Annotated in this window: 12 protein-coding genes; 8 read left to right on the forward strand and 4 right to left on the reverse strand. The window is 73.6% G+C overall.

The features are described 5' to 3' along the window. Positions 1–189: 189 nt before the first annotated feature. The gene (gene ctaD / locus ABTZ54_RS15020) at positions 190–1,902 is read left to right on the forward strand and encodes an aa3-type cytochrome oxidase subunit I (RefSeq protein WP_351662322.1); all 1,713 of its coding nucleotides are present in this window, start codon (positions 190–192) and stop codon (positions 1,900–1,902) included. Positions 1,903–1,927: 25 nt separating this feature from the next. On the opposite strand, the gene ABTZ54_RS15025 is transcribed toward ctaD, so the two are convergent. The 3 genes from ABTZ54_RS15025 to ABTZ54_RS15035 form a co-directional block, all read right to left on the reverse strand. Beyond that, positions 1,928–3,211 (reverse strand): glycosyltransferase, encoded by a 1,284-nt coding sequence (locus ABTZ54_RS15025; protein WP_351662325.1) that lies wholly within the window; start codon positions 3,209–3,211, stop codon positions 1,928–1,930. A gap of 71 nt (positions 3,212–3,282) precedes the next feature. Further along, entirely contained in the window at positions 3,283–4,629 is a 1,347-nt protein-coding gene (locus ABTZ54_RS15030) for an ABC transporter substrate-binding protein (RefSeq protein ID WP_351662328.1), read from the reverse strand. Next, positions 4,607–5,092, reverse strand: coding sequence for an MTB12 C-terminal domain-containing protein (locus ABTZ54_RS15035; RefSeq protein WP_351662331.1), 486 nt, complete (start codon positions 5,090–5,092; stop codon positions 4,607–4,609). The genes ABTZ54_RS15030 and ABTZ54_RS15035 overlap by 23 nt, the downstream gene beginning before the upstream one ends. A 101-nt stretch (positions 5,093–5,193) precedes the next feature. Between ABTZ54_RS15035 and ABTZ54_RS15040 the strand changes: the two genes are divergently transcribed. The 5 genes from ABTZ54_RS15040 to ABTZ54_RS15060 all read left to right on the forward strand — a co-directional run bounded on the left by ABTZ54_RS15040 (position 5,194) and on the right by ABTZ54_RS15060 (position 11,123). Continuing rightward, the gene (locus ABTZ54_RS15040; RefSeq protein WP_351662334.1) at positions 5,194–5,625 is read left to right on the forward strand and encodes a hypothetical protein; all 432 of its coding nucleotides are present in this window, start codon (positions 5,194–5,196) and stop codon (positions 5,623–5,625) included. Continuing rightward, the gene (locus ABTZ54_RS15045) at positions 5,613–8,180 is read left to right on the forward strand and encodes an ABC transporter permease subunit (protein ID WP_351662337.1); all 2,568 of its coding nucleotides are present in this window, start codon (positions 5,613–5,615) and stop codon (positions 8,178–8,180) included. The genes ABTZ54_RS15040 and ABTZ54_RS15045 overlap by 13 nt, the downstream gene beginning before the upstream one ends. Further along, positions 8,177–8,854 (forward strand): ATP-binding cassette domain-containing protein, encoded by a 678-nt coding sequence (locus ABTZ54_RS15050; protein ID WP_351662340.1) that lies wholly within the window; start codon positions 8,177–8,179, stop codon positions 8,852–8,854. The genes ABTZ54_RS15045 and ABTZ54_RS15050 overlap by 4 nt, the downstream gene beginning before the upstream one ends. A gap of 68 nt (positions 8,855–8,922) precedes the next feature. Then, positions 8,923–10,437: an MFS transporter gene (locus tag ABTZ54_RS15055; RefSeq protein WP_351662343.1), complete on the forward strand. Its 1,515-nt coding sequence runs from the start codon at positions 8,923–8,925 to the stop codon at positions 10,435–10,437. 98 nt (positions 10,438–10,535) lie between these two features. Continuing rightward, positions 10,536–11,123 carry a TetR/AcrR family transcriptional regulator gene (locus tag ABTZ54_RS15060; protein ID WP_351662345.1) on the forward strand — a complete coding sequence of 196 codons (588 nt, stop codon included), beginning with the start codon at positions 10,536–10,538 and terminating at the stop codon, positions 11,121–11,123. Here ABTZ54_RS15060 and ABTZ54_RS15065 read toward each other — a convergent pair. Further along, positions 11,120–11,635 carry a LysM peptidoglycan-binding domain-containing protein gene (locus tag ABTZ54_RS15065; RefSeq protein ID WP_351662348.1) on the reverse strand — a complete coding sequence of 172 codons (516 nt, stop codon included), beginning with the start codon at positions 11,633–11,635 and terminating at the stop codon, positions 11,120–11,122. The genes ABTZ54_RS15060 and ABTZ54_RS15065 overlap by 4 nt on opposite strands. A 194-nt stretch (positions 11,636–11,829) precedes the next feature. On the opposite strand from ABTZ54_RS15065, the gene ABTZ54_RS15070 reads away from it, so the two are divergent. Beyond that, complete coding sequence (locus ABTZ54_RS15070) at positions 11,830–12,612, forward strand: DUF8842 C-terminal domain-containing protein (RefSeq protein ID WP_351662351.1); 783 nt, start codon at positions 11,830–11,832, stop codon at positions 12,610–12,612. A 173-nt stretch (positions 12,613–12,785) separates the two neighbouring features. Further along, positions 12,786–13,043 (forward strand): hypothetical protein, encoded by a 258-nt coding sequence (locus tag ABTZ54_RS15075; RefSeq protein ID WP_351662354.1) that lies wholly within the window; start codon positions 12,786–12,788, stop codon positions 13,041–13,043. The last annotated feature ends 61 nt before the right edge of the window (positions 13,044–13,104 follow it).

Here is a 13,104-nt window from a genome sequence, read left to right on the forward strand (position 1 = left end):
GCCACTCCGGTAATTCCCGACCCTTCTCCGGAATTCGGGTACTGCTCCCCTCCGCCGGGAATTCCCGGGCATCGGCCCACATGCGCGGCTTTCACGATTTCCGCGCACCGCGCACACATCGTCCGCCGACCGGACGACCCGACGGTCCGCCTCCCCCGGATCCCGTTCGGTGCGGAGCATCATCCAGGGATGGTTACCGAGACCTCGGCCGGAACCGCCGAATCCGCACGCCAGCGGCATGGCCGGGTCCTGGTCGACTGGATCACCACCACCGACCACAAGAAGATCGGCCACCTGTATCTGGTGACCTCGTTCGTCTTCTTCCTGATCGCCGGGGCCCTCGCGATGGTGATGCGGGCCGAGCTGGCCAGGCCCGGACTCCAGCTGGTGACGAACCTGGAGTTCAACCAGGCCTTCACCCTGCACGGCACGATCATGCTGCTGCTCTTCGCGACCCCGACCTTCGCGGGCTTCGCCAACGAGCTGGTGCCGCTGCAGATCGGCGCGCCCGACGTCGCCTTCCCGCGGCTCAACATGTTCTCGTACTGGCTGTTCCTCTTCGGCGGCCTGATGGTGCTCGGCTCCGCCTTCACGCCCGGCGGCCCCGCCGCCTTCGGGTGGACGGCCTACGCGCCGCTGAACAGCCTGCTGCGGTCGCCGGGCGTCGGCGTCGACCTGTGGATCATGGGGCTCGCGCTCTCCGGCTTCGGCACGATCCTGACCTCGGTGAACTTCCTGGCGACCATCATCGGGATGCGGGCGCCGGGCATGACCATGTTCCGGATGCCGATCTTCACCTGGAACATCCTCTTCACCACGATCCTGGTGCTCATGGCCTTCCCGGTGCTCGCCGCCGCCCTGCTCGTCCTGGAGGCCGACCGGCGGCTCGGCGCGCTGGTCTTCCAGCCGGAGAACGGCGGCGCGCTGCTGTGGCAGCACCTGTTCTGGTTCTTCGGGCACCCCGAGGTGTACATCATCGCGCTGCCGTTCTTCGGCATCATCAGCGAGATCGTCCCGGTCTTCTCCCGCAAGCCGATCTTCGGCTACACGACCCTGGTGGCCGCCACGATGACCATCACCGGCCTGTCGGTGGTCGTGTGGGCGCACCACATGTTCGCGACCGGTGCGGTGCTGCTGCCCTTCTTCTCGCTGCTGTCCTTCCTGATCGCGGTGCCCACCGGGGTGAAGTTCTTCAACTGGACCGGCACCATGCTGGGCGGCTCGCTCTCCTTCGAGACGCCGATGCTGTGGGCCACCGGCTTCCTGGTGTCGTTCCTGTTCGGCGGGCTCACCGGGGTGATCCTCGCCTCGCCGCCGATGGACTTCGCCGTCACCGACTCGTACTTCGTGGTCGCCCACTTCCACTACACCGTGTTCGGCACGGTCGCCTTCGCGACCTTCGCGGGCTTCTACTTCTGGTGGCCCAAGTTCACCGGGCGGATGCTCGACGAGCGGCTGGGGAAGATGCACTTCTGGACGCTCTTCGTCGGCTTCCACACGACGTTCCTCGTCCAGCACTGGCTCGGCGCCGAGGGCATGCCCCGGCGGTACGCCGACTACCTCGAAGCCGACGGCTTCACCGCCCTCAACACGGTCTCGACCATCGGCGCCTTCCTGCTGGGCGCCTCCACCCTGCCGTTCCTCTACAACGTGTGGCGCACCTGGCGGTACGGGGAGAAGGTCGACGTCGACGACCCCTGGGGGTTCGGCCGCTCGCTGGAGTGGGCGACGTCCTGCCCGCCGCCCCGCCACAACTTCGTCGCGGTGCCCCGGATCCGCTCCGAGGCCCCCGCCTTCGACCTGCACCACCCGGAGTTCGCCGCGTACGAGCGGATGCGGCTGGCCGGCCCGCCGCCGGAGCGCCGGCCGGCCGGGCGGGAGCGCGGGGGGACGGAGCTCTGAGGAGCCGGCCCGGTCCGGCCTCGGGTCAGCGGAAGCGGCGGACCAGCACGCCCGCCTTCGCCTTCGCCGCGTAGACGGCGTCGAGGACCGTGCCGACCGCGCGGTGGACGGCCGCACTGCCACGCCCGTGGCTCCGGGCGCGGGGGCGGGCGGCGGCCCCGGCGGCCAGTTCGGCCCAGATCGTCTCGTGGCGGGCCGCGATCCGGACCGGGTCGAAGCGCTCGGACGCGACGAGGGCCGCCTTCGCCGCGCGGGCCCGGCCCTCGTCGTCGTTGATGAGGGCGAGCAGGGCCGAGGCGACCGCCGCGGTGTCGTCGACCGGGACGAGCCGGCCGTCGACGCCGTCCTCGATGATCTCGCCGGGGCCGTGCGGGCAGTCGGTGGAGACGACCGGGAGGCCGCAGCGCATCGCCTCGACGATGGTCATGCCGAAGGACTCGCGCCGGGAGGTGACGGCGGCGAGCGAGCCCTTGGCCCACTCCGGCTCCATCGGGTGCGCGGTGCCCATGAGGAAGACATGCCCGCCGAGGGAGCGCCGCTCGATCTGCCGGGCCAGCGTCTTCTTCAGGTTGTCGGAGGCGTCGCCGGTGCCGTAGATGCGCAGCTTCCAGTCGGGGCGGGCCGCGGCCACATCGGCGAAGGCGTCGATCAGCAGGTCGTAGCGCTTGACCGGGGTGAGCCGGCCGGCCGCCACGACGATCTTCGCGGCGGGGTCGGCCGGCGGCACGTCCGGCGCGGGCACGCTGTTGGGCACGGCGTCGACGCGGACGCCGGGCAGGGCGAGCGCCCGGTAGGAGCGGGCGTCGGCCTCGGTGACGGTGGTGACGGCGTCCAGGAGCGCGTACTCGTGGGCGATGTCACGGCGCAGCCGGTAGCTGTGCCCGTCGAGGATCAGGTGCTCCTGGCCGACCAGGACCGGTCCGCGCGGGGCCTGCCGGGCCAGCTGCACGTTGAGGCCGGGGCGGGTGGCGACCACCACGTCCGCCTCGACCGAGGCCAGGTGGGCGCCGATCCGGGCGTCGGTGAGCGCGCTGTACTGCTTCCAGCGCCCGTCGCCCCTCGGGAAGACCCGGGCGGGACGCCGGAAGTCGGGGTGCCCGCCGTCGTAACCCGGGCTGTTCTTCCGCAGGTCGACGAGGTGACGCAGGGTCACTCCGGCGGGAACGCCGAGGATCGGCTCGTCACGGTGGCGGAACACCGAGACGATCTCGACCTCGTGACGTTCCGCCAGCTCGGCGGCGAGGGTGAAGGTCGTCCGGATCGTGCCGCCGATGTGATAGCCGTTGTGGAGCAGGAAAGAGATGCGCATGACGCTTACCGGTCCCCCCGGTCTAGTGCGTGGTCGGGGCGACTGTACTGTGCGCCCGGCGAAGGCGTCGTTCACGGCCGGTACGGGAGTTGGGGCAACGTGGCGCAGTCGGTGTCCATCTCGCCCTGCGACACCCAGCCGCGCCCGTCCTGCCACCGGGCCACGGACAGACAGGTGCGGCGCGTGCTCGGCGGCCGCGCGAGGTGCTCGAACCGTACGGGCAGCAGCAGCCCCCGCGCGGTGTACGGCTCCGGCCGGTTCATGAACTCCTCGACGCACGCCCGGGTCAGGTGCTTCCCGCAGGACTTCGCGGCGTCCGTGAACCACATGGCGGCGGCCCAGCCCTCCAGCTGCCACTGGGAGAGCGGCCGGTTCCCCATCGCCGCCCGGAACTCCCGTACGGCGGGCTGCCCGGCGGTCCCGGCTGTGTCGGCCGTGTCGGCTGCGTCGGCCGTGTCGTCGTAGTTGCGACTGGAGCCGGTCACATAGAGCACGGCGCGGCAGCCGGGCGCGCCCGCGTAGTCGCGTGGCACGGTGGAGGACCAGTTCTGCACGTTGGTGACCTTGGCGGCGACATGGACGCCGAGCGCCTCCATCGCCTCGCACAGCCGGGCGTTGCCGTGGGTGTCCAGGGCGTCGAGGACGAGGTCGGCGCGCTGCGCCCGCAGATCGGCCGCGACCGCGCGGAAGTTGGGCAGCGCGAAGTCGACCTGTTCGTCGACGACCCGGTAGCCCTCGGCGCGCAGCCCTTCGGCGATCAGCCGGGCGTACGAGGCGGAGGCGGCCTGGTTGTAGGAGACGACGGCGGCGGTACGGGCGCCCAGGTGCTGCCGGAACCAGCGGTAGACCTCGGTGCCGCCGTACAGCACGCCGTTCCAGCCGGGGGCCCGGCCGGTGCGCGGGGCGGAGCTGCCGTAGATCCCGTACAGGTGCGGATAGGTGTCGTAGGCGGGGGTCAGCGGCTGGCCGCCGATGTCGGGGACGCCGGCCCGGGAGACCAGTGGGGCGCCCGCGTAGTCCAGGGCGGTGGTGGCGACCAGGGCGAAGACCTTCTTCTCGTCGATCAGCTCGTGCACGCACGCGTTGTTGCCGACGCCGCTGCCGCCGTCGTCGCAGGTGACCACCTCGACCTTGCGGCCGTCGATGCCGCCGCGCGCGTTGAGGGCGTCGAAGTAGGCGCGGGCGCCGTCGCGGGGGCCGGTGAAGGTCTCGCCGCCGACCGGGCTGGTGGCGCTGGTGATGACGCCGACGCGGAGCGACCCACCGTCGGAGGGGGGGTTGGCGGTGGGCCGCGTCTCGAAGTCGTGTTCCGGAAGCCGGCTGCCGCAGCCGGCCAGCAGGAGGGCGAGGAGGACGGTGGCGGCGCGGACGGCTCGGGCGGCGAGCGGGGCCGCGTCAGCAGCCGGGAACCTGCGCACCGCTGAGCTGGACCAGGCCGCAGAGGGTCTTCACGGAGACCTTCCAGGTGTTGTTCTGCAGGACGGAGGTGCCCTTGGCGCCGGGCAGGGCGGGGCTGCCGCCGACGAGCAGGTCGTAGGTGACGTCGGCGCCGGTGGGCGAGGTGAACGCGATGGCCGTGACCTTCGCGGAGGCCATGCCCGCGGTCTTGTCAGCGGCGAACGCCCCGAGCACGGGCGCCATCTTCTCGCCGTTCTCCAGGAGCTTGATCCTCTCGGTCGGCGGGGTCTTCGGGTCGAAGAAGGCCGTCCAGTTCTTGGCGATCTGCGCCTTGGCGGCGACCGGGTCGGCGGGTCCGCTCGCCTGGGCGGTGGTGGCGCTGGTGCCGGTGCTGGAGCCGCTGTCCGAGCAGCCCACGAGGGCGGGGGTCAGCAGCAGCGTCGCGGCGGCCGCGAGGGTCGCGGCACGTCGTCCGAGAACCATCTGGCTCACCACCGGATGTCCGTCCAGGCCGGGCGGCCTGATGATTCCAGGGTGTGCCGGATAGGGGCATAGTGCAAGAAAGCGGACGAAGAAGATGGAGGATGAGGGAGAAGCCCGTGCCGACGTCGACACCCCGGATCCTGCTGTGGGGCGGACTCGCGGCGGCCGCCGGGGGCGCGGTGCTGTGCGCGCTCGGCTGGTACGGCATCTCGGGCGAACGCTTCGCGGAACGGCAGCTGCCGTATCTCGCCTCGTGCACGGTGCCGGGAGCGGCGCTGATCGTCGCGGGAGCGGTCCTGCTGGCGGCGGGGACCCGCGCCGCACCCGCCCGCCCACACACCCCCGCCCCCGACGCCCCTCCCTCTCCCCCTTCCCCTCCCCCTCCCTCCTCGACCGGCCCCCCGCTCCGCGTCCCCGGCGGGACGCTCGCCCACCGCCCCGACTGCCCGCTGGTGGCGGCGCGGCCGGAGGCGGTGCCGGTGGGGGACGCGGAGCTGGACCCCTGTCCGGTGTGTGAGCCGTGGCCTCGCTGACGTACGACCTGACGCTCGCCGGCCTGGCGGTCGGCAGCGCGGCGGCGCTCACCGGCATCGGCCTGATCGTCACCTACCGGGCGACCGGCGTCCTGAACCTGGCGCACGGCGCGGTCGCGATGATCTGCGCGTACGTGCTGCGCCAGCTGGTGGTGGAGTGGTCCTGGCCGCTCCCCTCGGCCACCGCGTTCACCCTGCTCCTCGTGGCACCGGCCATCGGTCTCGTGCTTGACCGCGCGGTCTTCCGGCCGCTCGCGCTGGCGGGCGCGAACCCGGCGCAGACCCTGGTGGCCTCGATCGGCGTCTTCGTCCTGCTCGTCGGCGTGGCGGCGCTGGTCTGGGGCACCGGCGCCCGCTCGGACGCGCCGGTGCTGCTCGGCGACGACCCGTGGGCGCAACTGGCGGCGGTGGTGGCGCTGGCCTGCCTGGTGGGGGCGGTGACCCGGTGGACCCGCTTCGGCCGGGAGCTGCGGGCGGTCGTGGACAACCGGCCGCTCGCGATGGTCTCCGGCATCGCCGCGGACCGGGTGTCGGCGGCGGGCTGGGCCTTCGGCTCGTTCACGGCGGGCCTCACCGGGGTGCTCCTCGCGCCGTACGTGCGGCTCGACCCGTACGGGATGCCGCTGCTGGTGGTCGAGGTGATCGCGGTCGCGGTGGTGGCCCGGATGCGGAGCCTGCCGGTGGCGGTGCTGACCGGGCTCGCGCTGGGCGTGGCCCAGGCCCAGCTCACCCGGCTGCACCCGGAGGGGTGGGCGGGGCCGCTGGTCCAGGCGGTGGGGGCGAACCTCTTCGTGGTGGCGCTGCTCGTCGCGGCGCTGGTGCTGCCGGGCGTGGGCGGCGGGGACACGCTGCCGCCGACGACGACCGCGGGCCGCGTCCCGCCGGGCCTGTGGCTGACGGCGGGCATCCTGATGCTCCTGCCGCTGGGCTTCGGCGGCACCGACCTCACGACCTCGGTCCAGGTCCCGGCCCTCGCCGTCATCCTCCTCTCGCTGGTCGTCGTCTCGGGCCGGGCCGGGCAGATCGCGCTGGGCCAGACGGCGTACGCGGGCCTGGGCGCGCTCTTCACGGCCCTGCTTGCGGCGGCCGGGCTCCCGGAGCTGGTGGCGCTGGGGGCGGCGGTGCTGTGCGTGGCGCCGCTGGGCCTGCTGACCGGCTGGCCCGCGATCCGCCGCCACGGCCTGGCGCTGGCGCTGGCCACGCTGGCGGTCGGCGTGGCGGTCAGCCGCTTCGTCCTGACCCAGCCCTACGCCACGGCGGGCCTGACGGTCTCCCGCCCGGCCGCCTTCGCGGACGACCGCGCGTACTACACCCTGGAACTCGCCCTCCTCACCGCCTCCCTCCTCCTGGTGGCGGCCCTGCGCCGAGGCCGCACGGGCCGCGCCCTCGCCGCCCTGCGCGACCACGAGCCCGGCGCGGAGGCGGCGGGCGTCCGCGTCTCCGCCCTCAAACTCCTCTCCTTCACCCTGGGCGCGGCCCTGGCGGCCCTGGGCGGCGGCCTCCTGACCATGGGCCAGCGCACCTTCGACCCCGACGCGTACGACCCCCTCCAAGGCCTCCTCTGGTTCGCCGCCGTCCTAACCCTGGGCGCCGACACCCTCCTCACCCCCCTCCTGGCCGCCGCCCTCCTCACCGCCACCCACGCGGGCGTGGCAGCGGCATCGATCGGCATCCTGGCGATGCTGGTAGGCCGGGTGCCACCACTGCTGGCCGGGCTGGGGAGGGGGGTACGCACACCCCCCGCTGCCGCCGACGGCGCGGCACCCCCCACGGGAGGACCCGCACCTCTGCCCACCCACAGAACGGGTGGTGCGGGTGGGAACCCCAGCCCGGCCGAAGGCCGGGCGCACCCCCACCGGCCCGCAGCCGGGCCGGCCACCCCCACCCCCCACCGGCCCGCGGCCGGACCCCCCACCCTCCAGGCCCACCACCTCACCCTCACCTACCCCGGCGGCCTCACCGCCCTCCACACCGTCACCCTCACCCTCCACCCCGCCCGCATCACCGCCCTCGTCGGCCCCAATGGCGCCGGCAAGAGCACCCTGTTCGACTGTCTCGCGGGGACCCTGCGGCCCACCGCGGGCCGGGTCACCCTCGCCGGGGCCGACATCACCGCGCGCCCCGCCCACACCCGCGCCCGCCTGGGCATCGGCCGGACCTTCCAGCGGCTCGCCGTGTTCCCGTCCCTCACCGTCGAGGAGAACGTCCGGGTCGGCGCCGAGCAGAGCGGCAGGACCACCCCGGGCGCGGTGGAGCAGGCCCTGCGGCTCGTCGGGCTCGCGGGACCGGTGCGGCACCGCGCGGCGGCCGGGCTGCCGACCGGGACGCTGCGCCGGGTCGAGCTGGCCCGGGCGCTGGCGGGCCGGCCGCACACCCTGCTGCTCGACGAGCCCGCCGCGGGCCTGGACACCACAGAGACCGCGACCCTCGCCCGGATCCTCGAAGCCCTGGCCGCCGACGGCCTGACCGTGCTGGTCGTCGAGCACGACCCGGACCTCGTCGCCGGCATCGCCCGTACCGTCCACACGATGGAAGGCGGCCGGATCGTGTCATGAGCGTCGAGATCGCCCTGCGCGCCGCCCGGGTCCGCTACGGCCCCCTGGAGGCCCTGCACGGCCTCGACCTGCCGCTGCCCGCCGCCACGGTCACCGTCCTCCTGGGCCGCAACGGCGCCGGCCGCAGCTCCGCGCTGCGCGCCCTCGCCGGGACGGTGCCGCTCGCGGCGGGGCGGGTGGAGTGGCGCGGCACCGACGTCACCCGGCTGCCCGCCCACGCGCGCGCCCGCCGCGGCCTGTGCTTCGTACCGGACCTGCGGGCCGTCTACGCGACCCTCACCGTCGCGGAGAACCTGGACCTCGCGGCGCCCGGCCGCCAGGACGAGGCCCTCGCCGCGTACCCGGAACTGACACCGCTGCTCGCGCACCGCGCCGGCACCCTGTCCGGCGGCGAGCGCCGGATGCTCGCGCTCGTCCGCGCCGTGCTGTCGGACGCCCGCGTGGTGCTGGTCGACGAGCCGGCGCTCGGCCTGTCGCGGGCGGTGGCCGCCCGTACGTACGCGCTGCTCGCCGCCCTCGCCCGCCCCGGCGGCGCGGCCGTCGTCCTGGCCGAGCAGCGGATCCCGCACGGGCTGCCGCCGGGCTCCGTCGCGTACGAGCTGCGGCGCGGCTCCCTCGCCGCCGCCGGCGAGATCCCGACGCCACCCCGCCCCACATACCCCTCGGGGGAATGAATCCGGAAGGTGTTAGGTTGTGCGAGCCGAAAAACGCACCGCTTGTACACTTTTCTGGATTGGTCCCCATGTCGTCACCCACCGCAACATCCACCGCGGCACCCCCCGCACCCGGACGCCACCTGGGCCTGGCCCTCGTCGTCATCGCCTCGGCCCAGCTGATGGTCGTGCTCGACGGCACGATCACCAACATCGCGCTGCCGAGCCTCAAGGAGGACCTGGACATCTCGGCCTCCGGGCTCGCCTGGGTCGTCAACTCCTACGTCCTGGCCTTCGGCGGCCTCCTGCTGCTCGGCGGAAAGACCGGTGACCTCTTCGGGCGCCGCAAGGTCTTCCGTATCGGCATCGCCGTCTTCACCCTCGCCTCGCTGCTCGGCGGCTTCGCGACCAGCTCGGAGCTGCTGATCGCGGCGCGCGTCCTCCAGGGCGTCGGGGCGGCGGTGGCCGCCCCGACCGCGCTGTCACTGATCGCCACGACGTTCCCGGAGGGCGCTCCCCGGAACAAGGCGATGGGCGTGTACGCCGCCATGTCCGGCGTCGGCGCGACCGTCGGACTGCTGCTCGGCGGGCTGCTCACCGAGTACCTCGACTGGCGCTGGGTGTTCTTCGTGAACGTCCCGATCGGCCTCGCCGTCCTGTTCGGCACGAAGGTCCTCGCCGAGGGCGAGCGGGTGCGCGGGCGGCTCGACGTCCCCGGCGCGGTGACCGGAACCGCCGGCCTGGTCTCCCTCGTCTACGCCATCACGCGGGGCGGCGAACACGGCTGGACCGAGGGCGGCACCCTCGCGTTCTTCGGCACCGCCGCCGTCCTCCTGGTCGTCTTCGTCGTCCTCCAGACCAAGGTCTCGGCGCCGATGCTGCCGCTGCGCCTGCTCGCCGACCGCAACCGCGCGGGCTCGTACGCGACGATGCTGTTCATCGGCGCGGGCATGTTCGCGATGTTCTACTTCCTGTCGCTCTTCATGCAGCAGGTCCTCGGCTACAACGCCATGCGGACGGGTCTCGCCTACATCCCGTTCAGCATAGGAATGGGCATGGCGACGGGCATGGGCTCGAAGCTGGTGGCGAAGTTCGCTCCGCGCGCGCTGACCGTCCCCGGTCTGGTCCTCGCCGCCGCGGGCATGCTGTGGCTGGGCTCGCTGACCCCCGACTCCTCCTACTGGGCGCACCTCATGCCGGCGATGTTCATCACGGCGGTCGGTCTGGGCACGTCCTTCCTCCCCGTCACCCTCGGCGCGGTCTCCGGCGTCGGCCACGAGGACGCCGGTATCGCCTCGGCGCTGCTCAACACGGCCCAGCAGATCGGCGGGGCCATCGGTCTCGCCGTCCTGGCCACGGTCTCGACGGCCAAGGCCGACGACACGCTCGCCCACGCGGACGGCGCCTACTACCAGGCGCTGGCGACCGGCGACACCAGCCTCCTCGCCCGCGCCGCGAGCGCGCTGACCGAGGGCTACACCGCGGCCCTCGTGGGCTCGGCCGTCCTGATGATCGCGGGGATCGTGGTCGTCGGCCTCGCCGTGAACGCCAAGCGCCCCGAGCCCGGGACGGCCGACGGGCCGGCTCCCGTACACATGGGCTGACATGCGAGGACGGCCGGACCGGAGGGGTGATCCCCGGTCCGGCCGTCCGCGTACGATCGCTCACGTCCCCGGTCACTCTGGAATCAAGGAGCACCGCCATGCCGGAGAAGGAGACCAAGGGCGAGCGGACCCGCAGGCGCATCCTGGAGGCGGCCCGTCAGGAGTTCGGCCGGCAGGGGTACGAGCGCGCCACGATCCGGGGCATCGCGGCCGCCGCGGAGTGCGACAAGTCCTCCGTCATCAAGTACTTCGGCACCAAGCAGCAGCTGTTCCGCGAGGCGGTGGACTGGCAGGCGTCGTTCGACGCGGCCGAGCTGAGGGTGGACGACCGGCAGGGCGAGGAGTACCTCCGCGCCATGCTCGCCGACTTCGCCGGGCCCCGGAACGACCCGATGTTCGCCCTGCTCCGCTCCGCGATGACCAACGAGGAGGCCGCACAGCTCCTCCGTGAGAAGACCACCACCGGCGCCGTGGACCCGCTGGCCGAGGCGATGGAGGGACCGGACGCGCGGCTGCGGGCGGCCCTGCTGTCGGCGGTGATGTTCGGGATCGCGGTCCAGCGGGAGATGCTGAGGATGCCCTACCTCGCCGACGCGGACCTGGAGGACGTGCTCCGTCTGTCGGGCCCGATGCTGCGCCGGCTCCTCGAACCGCGGCCCGCGCAGGACCCCGACGCCACGCCCTAGGGAAGCCGCAGCAGCGTCCCCACCATCAGCCGGTCCGGGTCCGGACCGACCGCCGCGCGGTTCGCGGCGTACAGCGCCTCCCAGCCGCCCCGTACGGAGAAGCGGCGGGCGACCCTGCTGAGGGTGTCGCCGGCCTGGACGACATGGGCGCGGCCGCTCAGCCCGTACCGCTTGGAGCAGACCGGCCAGGCGCCCCAGCCCTGGACCCGCAGGACGTCCTCGGCGACGGTGATCTGCTGGGCGCGGGTCGCGAGGTCGGCCCGCCGGGCGTACCGCAGGCCGCCGAAGTCGCGCCAGGTCGGCTGCTGGAACTGGAGCCCGCCGTAGAAGCCGTTGCCGGTGTTCACCGCCCACCGCCCGCCGCTCTCGCACTCGGCGACGCACCCCCACGGCCACTGGTCCCGCGCGCACGCCTCGACCGGTGAGGGGGCCGCGGCCTCGGCGGCGGCCGCCGGGGCGAGGAGCGCGGCGGCCAGGACGGCACCGGCCGTCGCAGATCGGATCTTCGACATCGGCGCAGGCTAGGCAGCCACCGCGCACGCCCGGCCCGTGCCGCGCGGAACACCGTTCACATGCCACCCGGTCGGCGTCACACAAGTTGTCGGCCGCGCACGCGTGACCCCGGCCGAGGCTTGCCCGTTGAACTCGGCATGAGACGCCCGGGAACCGCCCGGCCGTCGCACGCACCGAGTCCAGGGAGCCCCCCGTGCCGCGCATGCTCGACGTCAGCGAGGACGTACGCGCCGAGATCGGCGACGAAGAAGCCGACCGGCTGCTCGCCGGCGACAACGCCCCGGGCAGCTACGACTGCACCTCCTGCCGTACGCCGGGCGATTCCGAGCAGGAGCGCACCAGCACGGTGCTGTTCGTCGGCGACGAGACCGCCGTCCTCGCCTTCGCCCACGCCAGCTGCATCCCGTCCCAGGTCGTCCGGGTCGAGGAGGCGCAGCTCCAGGGTGCCGTGGCCTCCATCGCGGCGGCGGACGCGGCCGACTCGCTGGCCGTGTCCCACCCGGAGCAGGCGGTGCTCGGCGTCACCAGCGGTCTGGTGCTGATCGAGGGCGAGCTGCACCCGGCGCTCGTGGTGGAGCCGACCGCCCCGGTCGCCCGTCCCGGCTCGGAGGGCCTGGTCGACGAGTTCCTGCCGCTCCTGGCGGAGCAGGGCTTCCAGCCGGTGTCGGACATGAACGTGAAGCCGGCCCCGCTGCCGGGCTGGTCGGTCCTGGTCGCCATGGGCCAGCTGCACTCGGTGCTCCAGCCGGGCGCCGGCGGCGCGGGCCAGGTCGCCTGGTGGCAGGCGCACCAGCCGCTCCAGGTCACCGAGGGCTGGCGGGCCGCGGCGAACAAGTCGCACACGGTGCTGGTGTTCGCCGCCCCGGTCGGCTCCATCGGCCAGCAGCCGCGCGAGGACCTGCTGCGGGACGCCCTGGAGAAGGCCGCGGCCAACGGGCGTCTGGTCGCCGCCGCCATGCCGCTGGCCGGTACGTGATGGCGGACGTCCCCGGCATAAGGCCGGCGCGCGTCCCGGGCCTTCCCACCGTGCCGCGCCCCCGGGCTCCTCTTTCCGAGGGGCGCCCGCATCTCACGGAGGGCGGGGTCGTTGGCACCTACGTGCACCCATACGACCCCTTCCGTCAGCAGTATCCGAGTCCGATCCCGTCCATGCGTCCGGCGCAGGACATGTCGGCGGGTCCTTCGGCGACGCCGATCTACGACGCCCTGTACTCCGAGTACCGCCGGTCGTTCCTCACCCTGCCGGGCGACCGCAGCGGCGAGGAGGAGCTGAGCTTCCGGTCGTTCGGGGCGGGGACGTACGGTCACACCTCACAGGGACACGGGCCGGGACACGGCCACGGCCACGGCCATCGGCATGCCGGCTGGTCGGCGTACGCGCTGCCGCCGGGGCGGACCAGCCCGTAGGGACACAGGGGAACGGGACGGTCTGGAACAAGGTGGGTGGGGCTGCCGGAACGCTCTACGC

The organism is Streptomyces sp. NPDC094032, from assembly GCF_040303965.1.
In the GTDB taxonomy this organism is placed as follows: Bacteria; Actinomycetota; Actinomycetes; order Streptomycetales; family Streptomycetaceae; genus Streptomyces.

Coding starts and splice junctions, on each gene's coding strand:
- ctaD (WP_351662322.1), top strand. CDS start 190: ATGGTTACCGAGACCTCGGCCGGAACCGCCGAATCCGCACGCCAGCGG.
- ABTZ54_RS15025 (WP_351662325.1), bottom strand. CDS start 3,211: ATGCGCATCTCTTTCCTGCTCCACAACGGCTATCACATCGGCGGCACG.
- ABTZ54_RS15035 (WP_351662331.1), bottom strand. CDS start 5,092: ATGGTTCTCGGACGACGTGCCGCGACCCTCGCGGCCGCCGCGACGCTG.
- ABTZ54_RS15055 (WP_351662343.1), top strand. CDS start 8,923: ATGTCGTCACCCACCGCAACATCCACCGCGGCACCCCCCGCACCCGGA.
- ABTZ54_RS15050 (WP_351662340.1), top strand. CDS start 8,177: ATGAGCGTCGAGATCGCCCTGCGCGCCGCCCGGGTCCGCTACGGCCCC.
- ABTZ54_RS15060 (WP_351662345.1), top strand. CDS start 10,536: ATGCCGGAGAAGGAGACCAAGGGCGAGCGGACCCGCAGGCGCATCCTG.
- ABTZ54_RS15040 (WP_351662334.1), top strand. CDS start 5,194: ATGAGGGAGAAGCCCGTGCCGACGTCGACACCCCGGATCCTGCTGTGG.
- ABTZ54_RS15065 (WP_351662348.1), bottom strand. CDS start 11,635: ATGTCGAAGATCCGATCTGCGACGGCCGGTGCCGTCCTGGCCGCCGCG.
- ABTZ54_RS15075 (WP_351662354.1), top strand. CDS start 12,786: ATGCGTCCGGCGCAGGACATGTCGGCGGGTCCTTCGGCGACGCCGATC.